Source organism: Synergistaceae bacterium (genome assembly GCA_021372895.1).
Lineage (GTDB): Bacteria > Synergistota > Synergistia > Synergistales > Synergistaceae > JAJFTP01.
This window is the reverse complement of sequence record JAJFTP010000002.1, coordinates 48,241-59,679: the sequence shown is the minus strand read 5'-3', so window position 1 is coordinate 59,679 and position 11,439 is coordinate 48,241. Positions and strand designations below refer to the sequence as shown.

General features: G+C 54.1%; 7 protein-coding genes and 1 tRNA gene. All 8 read left to right on the top strand.

What is annotated here, in order from left to right; translation table 11 throughout:
• Positions 1-221: 221 nt before the first annotated feature.
• Complete coding sequence (locus LLF78_00305; protein MCE5200943.1) at positions 222-1,814, top strand: NFACT family protein; 1,593 nt, start codon at positions 222-224, stop codon at positions 1,812-1,814.
• A 114-nt stretch (positions 1,815-1,928) separates the two neighbouring features.
• Positions 1,929-2,004 (top strand) — tRNA-Gly (locus tag LLF78_00300).
• Between the two features lie 78 nt (positions 2,005-2,082).
• A complete protein-coding gene (gene tilS, locus LLF78_00295) occupies positions 2,083-3,120 on the top strand; it encodes a tRNA lysidine(34) synthetase TilS (protein MCE5200942.1) in 1,038 nt (345 codons plus the stop codon).
• Positions 3,121-3,185: 65 nt separating this feature from the next.
• Positions 3,186-3,719 carry a hypoxanthine phosphoribosyltransferase gene (gene hpt, locus LLF78_00290; protein MCE5200941.1) on the top strand — a complete coding sequence of 178 codons (534 nt, stop codon included), beginning with the start codon at positions 3,186-3,188 and terminating at the stop codon, positions 3,717-3,719.
• A gap of 73 nt (positions 3,720-3,792) precedes the next feature.
• Positions 3,793-5,754 carry an ATP-dependent zinc metalloprotease FtsH gene (ftsH, locus tag LLF78_00285; protein MCE5200940.1) on the top strand — a complete coding sequence of 654 codons (1,962 nt, stop codon included), beginning with the start codon at positions 3,793-3,795 and terminating at the stop codon, positions 5,752-5,754.
• A 124-nt stretch (positions 5,755-5,878) separates the two neighbouring features.
• Entirely contained in the window at positions 5,879-7,918 is a 2,040-nt protein-coding gene (uvrB, locus tag LLF78_00280; protein ID MCE5200939.1) for an excinuclease ABC subunit UvrB, read from the top strand.
• Positions 7,848-10,676, top strand: a complete 2,829-nt coding sequence (gene uvrA, locus LLF78_00275) for an excinuclease ABC subunit UvrA (protein ID MCE5200938.1) — start codon at positions 7,848-7,850, stop codon at positions 10,674-10,676. Before uvrB ends, uvrA begins: the two co-directional genes overlap by 71 nt.
• Positions 10,673-11,434 (top strand): 23S rRNA (guanosine(2251)-2'-O)-methyltransferase RlmB, encoded by a 762-nt coding sequence (rlmB, locus tag LLF78_00270; protein MCE5200937.1) that lies wholly within the window; start codon positions 10,673-10,675, stop codon positions 11,432-11,434. The genes uvrA and rlmB overlap by 4 nt, the downstream gene beginning before the upstream one ends.
• The last annotated feature ends 5 nt before the right edge of the window (positions 11,435-11,439 follow it).

Below are 11,439 nucleotides of genomic sequence, written 5' to 3'. Positions count from 1 at the left end.
TCCGTGCGAGGGAAGTGCTCTCCCGCTGAGCTACAGCCCCATACCACAAATCACGCAGGTAATTCTATCACGTCAAAGTCTCTTGTCAACATCCTAAGACCACGCCCATTGGATATATAATAAGTCCAACCGGTTTTCCGGTATATTGCTGCGGCGGTGATGTGATGTCCTTCGGTCCCGAACTTGTCTGGCTGTGCAGCCGGAATTTTGAACGTTTTATAATGAAGAGAGTCCAGAAGGTGGATGGCGGAGACAGCTGGATCACACTGACGCTATCCGGCGGGGTCGTCCTGCTGCTCTCATGGGGGACGCAGAACTGCGGCGCCGCGTGCATCACAGAGAAAGAGAAAAAGGCGCTGCTTTCAATGTCCCGGCAGATCCCCCCGATCACAAACGCGCTCAGGAGCAGTATCGCGGGCTGTGAGTTCATAGGGGCAGAACAGCTGCGGCGCGACAGGATAATCAGGTTTTCGTTCAGGAAAACAGTGGGGGCCGGATTTACTGCGGTCCGCTGCTTGACACTTGAGGCAATGGAACGCTACAGCAATCTGATACTCACCGATGAAACGGGCAACATCCTTGAGACGGCGAAACACGTACATCCTTCGGAGAACAGGTTCCGCTCAATACTGCCGAACCAGCCCTATGTGCCGCCCCCTGTTTTTGACGGGATCTCCCTTGAGGATTGGCTTGCCGCTCCTTCTTTGGAAAAGCTGAAAGAAATAGCCGGTTTCGGCAGGACGCTGCTTAATGCGCTTTATGATGCCGGCGCCGGTACGGCAGAAAAATATCTCGGAAATTTTTACGGCAAGACTGTCCTGGAAGGCATGGTCCCCCAGATGCTGGGCAAATATATAACTATGTTCCCCGTGCTTCTTGACGGGGCGGTGTTTCTTGAAAATATGTCCGTGGAAGACATTTGGCGCACCATTACGCTTTCCCCTCTGCTTGATACATCTACCGCCCTGCGCAGAAAAAAAATCTGTGACCGTCTGGCACACGAAATTATCAGGCGCGAGCGTCAGATCTGCGATATAAACAGGCTGCTGCACGAAGAGGATCCCGATAAATACAGGCATTACGGAGAGCTTATAGTCTCAAATCTCTGGCAGATAAAATCAGGAACGGCAGAGGCAGAGATTTCTTACTGGGACAAAGACGGAAACCAGAAAAAAACGACTGTCCCTTTGGATCCCGCCATAATGCCGGCCCAGAACGCGGCTGCATTCTTTGCAAAATACAGGAAAATAACGGCGGCACAGGAACGCGCGGCAAAACTTCTGGGCAAGGTGAACCAGGAGCTTAACGACCTGAACGAACAGGTCTCGATAGTGTCGCGCATAGAAGATGGCGAATCGCTCTCCCTTATTGAATCGGAGATGGGGATCGCACCAAAACGGCATCAACCGGGAAACGGGAAAAAGAAGGAGGCTCCCTTGCCCCCGCATCGGCGTTTTGATCTTGGCTTTGCGATCGTTTTTGCCGGCCTTTCGTCAAAGGGCAACAGGTATGTGACCTTTCGTCTTGCCGCATCCGATGACCTATGGTTTCATGTCCATGGGGTCCCGGGCTCGCATGTGATATTGAGATACACCTCCGCTCCGACCGCGGAAGAGGAGGAAGATGCGATAATGTTCTGCTCATCCCTGGCGGCGTACTTCAGCAAAGGCAGGGGGAACGCGGGGCAGCGCGTGGACTATACGTTAAGAAAGCATGTGAGCCCGATAAGAGGCGGAGAGGCCAACGTGACGTACAGGGAGTTCAAGTCCGTCACGGCGGATACGGATCACTGGAAAAAGCGGATAAGCGGATAAGCGGATAAGCTGCGGCGGCCATGTCGGGCCACATGTTGCGTCAAAAGAAAAGGTACTTGAGAAGTGACCATTGACATCATCATGTCTTGAGTGATATTATTCCTTGCGTTGCGGGCGGAAATAGCTCAGCTGGTAGAGCGATGGCCTTCCAAGCCGTAGGTCGCGGGTTCGAGTCCCGTTTTCCGCTCCATTTTTTGCTTGACGTAAACGTGATTCCCGCTGAAAATGTGTTCAGCGGGAATTTTTTACTGATGAAACGGTGGATCTTATGAAAGAAATTTTCTATTTTAAAAAAAAGCTTGTTGAAACAGGCAAACGACAGGGCTGGTGGGATTCCGCAGGCCTTGTGGCCGCGCTTTCCGGCGGCGGGGATTCGGTCGCCCTGCTTTGGCTTCTGCATAAGTTTTATCCCGGGCGCATCGTAGCGGCGCATCTTGACCACTGTACCCGCGATGGCGCTTCACATGAGGATGCCGCGTTTGCCCTTGAACTCTGCCGCGGGTGGGGCATAGAGTGCCGGGTAAAGACCGTTGAAGTCTCCGCAGGCCGCCTGACCGGCGAGTCTTTCGAAATGGCGGGGCGCCGTGTGCGTTATGAGCATTTCAACGAGACCGCAGAGGCTGAAGGTCTGCCGTTTATCGCTGTCGGGCACTCTGCGGATGACCTTATAGAGACACAGCTTATGAATCTTTTCCGCGGAACGGGGCTTGCCGGCCTCCGCGGCATTCCTGAGGTCCGTGGCAATATAGTGCGCCCTATAATCGGTTTCAGGCGCGAGGAACTTCGCTCGCTGCTGCGCGGCAACGGTATACCGTGGCGCGAGGATGCAAGCAACGCAGACAGGACTTATACGAGAAACAGGGTGCGCGAAGAACTTATCCCCTGGATCAAAAACAACCTGAATCCAAACTTCGAGTCCTCTATGACAGGGCTTGCCAGACAGATAGAGGCCGAGCTCGCAGAGCGCGATGCGGTCACAGCGCGCAATCTTGAGAGGGCAGTCTTTGATATGCCGCCCGCGCTTGTCTGCTGGAAACCCTCCGTGCTTAAAGAAATCTCTGATACAGGGCTTGCCGATATGCTGCGAGCCCAGGGGGCGCAGCTGGATCTGCCGATCCTTTCAAGGGACAGGACGCTTAAGCTCGCCGCCCTTGTAAGAAAAGGCGGCTGTTGGCGGTTCCAGTGGGCGCGTGATATTGAGGTCTGCTATTCGGACAGAGGGATCGGATGGCTCCATCGCAAAGACGTCATAAAAGGCGTGCTGAAAAATGCGGGAAAACAAGGATTGCCATGGTGGTCAGGATAGCATTTGTTATGTTATGATGTATGCTGTTTTTGTGAACGGATCCTGTTCATAGGAGTTGTTGTATGTTGGGCTATAAAATAGGTGAAATTTTGATTTCTGAGAAGGAACTGCATGACAAAGTCGCCGAGCTTGGCGACAGGATACGCCGCGATTATGCCGGCAAAGAGCTTACCTGTGTCTGTGTGCTCAAAGGGGCTGTGGTATTTCTTGCGGACCTCGTCAGACATATCGGGCCTGAGGTCGATGTGCGGATAGATTTCCTTGCCATCTCTTCCTACGGAGCGTCCACTAAGAGCAGCGGTATAGTTCAGATCCAGAAGGACCTGAGTTCTGATATTAACGGCAAACATGTTTTGATAGTTGAAGATATACTTGATACCGGGCTCTCTCTCTCTTACATCAGAACGCTCATGAAAGAGCGGAGGCCGGAAAGCCTTGCTGTTTGCGTGCTTCTTGACAAGCCCGAACGCCGCAGGCAGCCTGTTGACGCCGAATATATCGGTTTTTCTATCCCGGATGAGTTTGTTGTAGGTTACGGACTTGACTATGCGGGCAAGTTCCGCCATCTCCCCGCAGTGCATATCGCCGAGCCGGAATAATGTGGTTCGATAACATAAAAGGCCATGAAAGTGAGGTAATACCGATTTGAATAAAAGGTCGAAAAACGTAGGCATGTACATTGTCCTGATCGTGCTTGTCGTGAGTCTTGTAAATGTATTCCTGACACCGGACACGAAAAAACAGGGATCTGAGGTGCTTCCATACAGCCAGCTGCTTACCGAAGCCAATGCGGGCAATGTCTCAAAGGTCATGATCGACCATGAACAGATCAAAGGTACTCTTAAATCCGGCAAGGAGTTCACGACATATATCATTGATGCGTCAACTTTGCCGGAAGTGCTCGCCAACAAAGGAGTCGAGGTCGAGGTCGTTCCTCCGCCAAAGAACTCTTGGGTGACGGCGCTCCTGACGTCTCTGCTTCCGACGCTGCTGCTTATCGGGGTGTGGATATACTTCATGTACAACATGCAGGGCGGCGGGAACAAGGTGATGAGCTTTGGAAAGAGCAAGGCTAAGATGTTCATGGATAACAGGCCCAAGGTCACCTTTGCAGATGTGGCCGGCTGCGACGAGTCAAAAGAGGAGCTCTCGGAGGTCGTTCAGTTCCTTAAAGAGCCGGACAAGTTTACGAAGCTCGGGGCCAGGGTCCCGCGAGGAGTGCTTCTTCTCGGCGCTCCAGGCACGGGTAAGACGCTTCTTTCGCGTGCCGTCGCCGGAGAGGCGGATGTTCCGTTCTTCAGCATCAGCGGTTCCGACTTCGTCGAGATGTTTGTCGGTGTCGGAGCGGCACGGGTCAGAGATCTCTTTGAGCAGGCGCGCAAATTCCAGCCCTGCATAATTTTCATAGACGAAATCGACGCAGTCGGACGCCATCGCGGCGCAGGCCTTGGCGGCGGACACGACGAACGTGAACAGACGCTGAACCAGCTTCTCGTAGAGATGGATGGATTTGATACAGGAGCGGGTGTGATACTTATCGCAGCGACCAACAGGCCTGATATCCTTGACCCTGCGCTTCTGCGCCCCGGGCGGTTCGACAGGCAGATAGTGGTAGACAGGCCGGACGTAAACGGCAGGCGTGACATACTCAAAGTCCATTTAAAGGATAAAAAGGTCGCCAAGGGAGTGGATCTTGACGTCCTTGCACGCAGGACCCCCGGTTTTGTGGGCGCCGATATAGCAAACCTCGTAAACGAGGCGGCGCTGCTAGCCGCGCGCCGCAGCAAGAAAACTCTCGGGATGCCGGAGTTCGAGGAAGCGATCGACCGTGTAATGGCCGGTCCCGAGCGCAGGAGCCGCATAATAAGCAAAAGGGAGCGCGAGATAATCGCATATCATGAGTCAGGACATGCGCTGGTGGCCAGCAAGATCCCCGGCAGCGACCCTGTCCACAAGATCTCGATAATCCCGCGCGGGCATATGGCGCTTGGTTTCACCCTGCAGCTTCCCGCGGAAGACAGGTTCCTGATCTCTAAGCAGGAGCTCTCAGACAAGATCACAGTTCTGCTCGGCGGCCGGGTAGCGGAGATCATCCGCTTCGGCGACGTTACCAACGGGGCCTCCAATGACCTTGAACGTGCAACGCAGATCGCACGCCAGATGGTCACACAGTTCGGCATGAGCGAGAGGCTTGGCCTTGTGACGCTTGGCAGGAAACAGCACGAGGTGTTCCTTGGCAGGGACATCGTGGAGGACAGAAATTACAGCGAAGAAATAGCCTACGCCATAGACCAGGAAGTCCGCAGCATCATCGACGACTGTTTCAACAAGGCGAAGGATATCCTTACGGAGAACCGTGATCGTCTTGAGGAGATAACAGCCCTGCTGCTTGAGAAAGAAGTGCTTGAGGGCGACAAGCTTGACGAACTGCTCGGATATCCGAAAAAAGAGATCACAAAAACAGTTGCTGACGAAGAAGCTGAGAAAGAAGGGCCTGCTTCGGAGGAAACCGTTCCGGACATTGAAGAGCAAAAGGCCGAAGGCCGGTATAAGCCCGTCGAAACAGAGCAGGGTGCAAAAAAGAAGGATAACGTGGATAATGACGACGACGATCCGGACGACGAGGAGGATTAGTTTAAGCAGATTTTCCGAGTTGAAATTAAAATTATTTTGATATACTCTGCGAGGGGCGCCCGGGATTTCCCCGGGCGTCAGTTTTGGGGCGTAGATTTTAAAAATACACAGCAGGGATCGAAAGATGGAAGATAGGTTTGAATTGTATTCACCTTGGCCGCTTGCCGGGGATCAGCCCGAGGCGGTAGAAAAGCTCGTAAGAGGTTTCAGCAGACCGGGAGCGGTGCAGACACTGCTCGGCGTCACCGGCAGCGGAAAGACGTTCACGATGGCGAACATCATCCAGCGCCTGCAGAGGCCCACTCTTGTCATGGCGCACAACAAGACCCTCGCCGCGCAGCTGTACAGCGAATTTAAAGAATTTTTTCCCAATAACTCCGTAAACTACTTTGTGAGCTATTACGATTATTACCAGCCGGAGGCCTACATGCCCGCGCAGGATATCTACATAGAGAAGGACGCGTCGATCAACGAGCGCATCGAGAAGCTTCGCCTGGCCACTACCAAGGCGCTGCTTGAGCGGCGTGATGTCATAGTCGTCGCGAGCGTATCCTGCATATACGGTCTTGGGAAACGCAAGAACTATGAGGATGCCATCTTCCGCTTTGCTGTCGGCGAACGCTGGGAACGACGTGCATTTATGACCAGGCTTATAGAAAACTACTATCAGCGCAATGATGTTTCACTGCTTCCAGGCAATTTCCGCAGCAGGGGCGAGACGATGGAGATATACCCTGCCTACAGCGACACGGCAGTCCGTGTTATTTTTTTTGATGACGAGATAGAGCGTATAGAGGAGATAGATCCGGTCTCTGGCAGGTGCATCCTCACAAAGAGCCACACAGGAATATTCCCCGCCCAGCATTATGTCACAACGACGGATGCTATAGAGAAGGCAGCCGTAGAGATCGAAAAAGAGCTTGAAGCCCGCGTATCGACTCTTGAGTCCGAGGGCAAGCTGCTTGAGGCGCAGAGGCTTAAAATGCGCACAAAGTATGACCTTGAGATGCTGCTTGAGGTCGGCTACTGTTCCGGGATCGAGAACTATTCCCGTTTTCTGGACGGCAGACAGCCGGGAGATGCTCCGGGAACACTTATGGATTTTTTCCCTGAAGATTCGCTGATATTCATAGACGAGTCCCATATGACGCTTCCGCAGGTGCGCGGCATGTACAACGGAGACAGGGCGAGGAAGGAAGTTCTTGTGGAGCACGGCTTCAGACTGCCCTCGTGCCTGGATAACAGGCCGCTCAAGTGGGATGAATATGAGCCCCTGCTGAAGGACGCGCTCTTCATCTCCGCCACGCCCGGCGACTATGAGTTAGCTCACTCCGACCAGGTGGTGGAGCAGCTTATCAGGCCTACCGGCGTCACCGACCCTATCGTTGAAATACATCCTGCCGCCGGCCAGGTCGACGACCTGCTCTCGGAGGTGCGCCCGATAATAGAGAACGGCGAAAGGGTGCTTGTATCTACACTGACGAAACGCTCGTCTGAAGATCTTGCAGAGTACATGGCTGAGCTCGGCATAAAGGTGCGTTACATCCACTCGGAACTGGATACTTTCGAGAGGGCGGAGCTGCTGCGTGACCTCAGGCTCGGGGTATTTGCGGTGCTTGTGGGAGTGAACCTGCTTCGTGAGGGCATAGACTTACCGGAGGTCTCTCTTGTCGCGATACTGGATGCCGACAGGGAGGGCTACCTTCGCTCCCACCGCTCTCTGATACAGATGATAGGGCGTGCCGCCAGAAATCAGGCGGGCAGGGTCATACTGTACGCCGACCGTATCACGGACAGCATAGACGCAGCGGTGAAGGAAACTGAGCGGCGCAGGGAGAAACAGACGGCATATAACGAAAAACATGGGATAATCCCGCAGACTATATCGAAGGCAGTCAAAGACCTTTTGCCGGCAGAGCTGCTTCAGGACGGCGGATATGCCTCGGGAAGGGCGGCATCCCCGACCGCAACTGTGGATATGCCGGATATACATGAGATAGAGCGCAGAATGTGGGAGGCCGTCGAGAAACTTGACTTCGAGACGGCGGCTGAACTCAGGGATCAGATACAGCAATTGAGGGGCGATGCTAAATTTGGAACAGAGCATAAGAATTACAGGAGCAAGACAGCACAATCTAAAAAACATAGACGTAGAAATTCCTAAGAACAAGCTCGTTGTGGTGACGGGGCCGTCGGGCTCCGGCAAATCATCGCTTGCATTCGACACCGTTTATGCCGAGGGGCAGAGGCGCTATGTGGAGTCTCTGTCGTCCTATGCGAGGCAGTTTCTGGGCATGTCTGACAAGCCGGACGTAGATGAGATCACCGGGCTTTCTCCGGCAATCTCGATCGAACAGAAGGGGACCGGCCATAACCCGAGATCCACTGTCGGTACAGTAACCGAGATATACGATTATCTTCGCCTTTTATTCGGCAGAGCCGGCACTCCGCACTGCCCTAAATGCGGAAAGGAAGTCCACCGCTACAGCGTGGATGAGATCATAGACAGGATATACCGCGATTACGACGGCAGGCCTATCGAGGTACTGTCACCGCTCGTTAAGGGCAAGAAGGGCGAGTACCGCAACCTTCTGCTGAAACTGCATCAGCAGGGATATCTGCGCGCGCGCGTAGACGGGACGCTCCTCTGGCTTGAGGAGGATATAGACCTCGACAAAAAGAAACGCCATACCATAGAGTGCGTGATAGACAGGCTGCGCGTCAAGGAAGAGAACCGGTCGCGCCTTGCGGAGGCCGTAGAGATGGCGATGAAGCTCTCCGACGGGTTTGTATTGCTTGTATCCGAAGGTATGGACGATATCGAGCTCACAGAGAAATATATATGCCCTGATTGCGAGGTAAGCCTTCCTGATATTGAGCCAAGGCTTTTCTCATTCAACAATCCATATGGCGCATGTCCTGACTGCGGCGGGCTTGGAGTACACATGTACTTTTCTGAGGAACTTGCTGTCGATCCTGAACTGCCTATAGGCGACGGAGGGTTCATCCCGTGGAAGTCGGCGAAGTATATGGTTCAGAAGGCGGAGCAGTTAGCATCTATACATGGATGGGACCTCTCTCTGCCATTTGAAAAACTGCCCTTTGACGTCAAAAAAATATTGCTTGACGGGACAGATGAAGTGATCCCGATGATTTTTTCTGATAAAAACGGGGACTGGGAGTACAACGGACATTATATAGGGCTACTGCCTTGGCTCGAGAAGCGCTTCGAAGAGACTGGATCAGACAATTACAGGGAGGAGCTCCTGCGGTTCCGCGTTGAGGATGAATGTTCGTCCTGCCATGGCGCAAGGCTTAAGCCGGAGGCGCTGGCCGTTACCCTTGGCGGATACAACATAGCACAGCTCACGGAAATACCAGTTGAGGACCTGATAAATGCGCTTGATGATCTTGATATAGGCGATCGCGAACGGAAGATAGTCGGCCAGGCTCTGACTGAGGTGCGCAAACGTCTTGCCTTCCTGAACGATGTAGGGGCCGGATATCTGAGCCTTTCACGGCGCGCAGACACTCTAAGCGGCGGCGAGAGCCAGAGGATAAGGCTCGCGACCCAGATCGGCTCGCAACTCACAGGTGTGCTCTATGTGCTGGCTGAACCGACCATAGGGCTCCATCCGAGAGATACCAACAGGCTGCTCGACACTTTAATGGCGATACGCGACATAGGCAATACTGTGGTAGTGGTTGAACACGACAGGGATACGATGGCGGCGGCGGATCACATACTGGAACTTGGCCCCGCTGCCGGGGAGCTGGGCGGCTACATTGTCGCAAGCGGGAGCGCAGAAGATATAAGAAGAGGGGATTCATCCACGGCAGCTTACCTGCGCGGCGAGGCCGACGGCACGTTCCGGCCCGAGGCAGGGAGGCGCACGCCGAAAGGCATGATAGAATTGCGCGGCTGTGCGGAGAACAATCTTAAAAAACTCGACCTGGACATCCCGCTTGGAATATTGGCGGCGCTGAGCGGTGTTTCGGGCTCAGGCAAGAGCACACTTCTTTATGAGATACTATATAAGGGCCTGCGGGGGAAGTTTGATAAGGAATACAGGGAGAGGGCCGGGAAATTTGATTCCATCTCCGGATATGGATCCCTGCGCAACATCGTTCTTGTCGACCAGAGCCCGATAGGGCGCACTCCGCGCTCAAACCCCGCGACTTATACCGGGGTCTTTACGCCTATACGGGAGTTCTTTGCACAGCTCCAGGAGTCCAAACTTCGCGGTTATCAGCCCGGGCGCTTCAGTTTCAACGTTAAGGGCGGACGCTGTGAGGCATGCGGCGGGGACGGCGAGCTTAAGGTTTCGATGCTCTTTTTGCCCGATGTTTACGTCAAGTGCGACGTCTGCAAGGGGCGGCGGTATAACCGTGAGACGCTTGAAGTGCGCCACAAGGGGCTGTCGATAGCCGATGTGCTTGACCTCTCGGTGGACGAGGCCATCGAACACTTCAAGGATATCCCCAGGATCGCAAATAAACTCAGCGTGATCCAGGAGGCCGGTCTGGGTTATATAAAGCTTGGGCAGTCCGCAACCACGCTGAGCGGAGGAGAGGCGCAGCGCGTCAAGCTGGCAACGGAACTGAGCAAGAAATTCAGAGGCAACACACTCTACCTGCTTGACGAGCCTACGACCGGCCTGCACTACACAGACGTAAAAAAGCTGCTGAAGCTGCTTCATAAACTCGTGGACCAGGGAAATTCCGTGCTCGTCATAGAGCACAATCTGGATGTGTTGGCTTCGGCGGACTATATAATCGACCTCGGGCCGGACGGAGGACGCCGCGGCGGAAAACTTACCGCGAAGGGCACCCCCGAGGAGGTCGCGCGTTCAAAGGGCGCCACGGGAAAGTATCTGGCAGAATTTCTCAAAAAGATAAAAGAGGGGAATAAGAGCCTATGAGAGACGAAGATAAAAAAATAAACGAAGATATCTGCTGGGGCAGGAACCCCGTCATCTCGCTGCTTGATACCTCGCCGGAGCGCTGTATGAAGGTGATGGCGGCGAAGAACGTGCAGCCGCACATAAAGGCAAGGATACTGGACCTTTGCAGGGCGGCTCACATAAACATGCAGCTGGTTGAAAACACGGTGCTGGACAGGCTGACGAATAAAGAGAACCATCAGGGCGTGGTTGCATACATTGCTCCGATGAAGCTGTGGGAGGCCGAGGAGCTTATCGGCACCCTTCCTGCCGCACCGGAACCGGCCATGATCCTGATCTGTGACCACATACAGGACCCGCACAACCTGGGTGCGGTCATAAGGAGCGCGGAGGCGGCAGGCGCATCCGCCGTCATGATACCGAAACGCGGCGGATGCCTGCCTACCGGCACTGTTGTAAAGACGAGCGCAGGGGCTGCGCTCAGGCTGCCCGTGGCGAAGACAGGCAACATCTCGCAGATGATACGAATGCTTCAGGAAGCTGATTTCTGGGTGACGGGGCTTGCCATGGAGGCGCGCGAGACACTTTTCAAGAGTGATATGCCGCAGCGGCTCGCCATTGTCGTCGGAGCGGAGGGAAAGGGGTTGGGGACCGCTGTGTCAAAGGCGTGTGACGAACTCCGCAGTATCCCCATGAAGGGCGCAGCCGGTTCCCTAAATGCATCAGTAGCTGCTTCCCTTGCGATGTTTGAATGGGTCAGGAGCGTCTCCCGATAAAACAG

What these genes read in the sequence shown, in the direction of transcription:
- ftsH (MCE5200940.1), top strand. Translation starts at nt 3,793, where the DNA reads ATGTACATTGTCCTGATCGTGCTTGTCGTGAGTCTTGTAAATGTATTC.
- LLF78_00305 (MCE5200943.1), top strand. Translation starts at nt 222, where the DNA reads ATGAAGAGAGTCCAGAAGGTGGATGGCGGAGACAGCTGGATCACACTG.
- tilS (MCE5200942.1), top strand. Translation starts at nt 2,083, where the DNA reads ATGAAAGAAATTTTCTATTTTAAAAAAAAGCTTGTTGAAACAGGCAAA.
- uvrB (MCE5200939.1), top strand. Translation starts at nt 5,879, where the DNA reads ATGGAAGATAGGTTTGAATTGTATTCACCTTGGCCGCTTGCCGGGGAT.
- rlmB (MCE5200937.1), top strand. Translation starts at nt 10,673, where the DNA reads ATGAGAGACGAAGATAAAAAAATAAACGAAGATATCTGCTGGGGCAGG.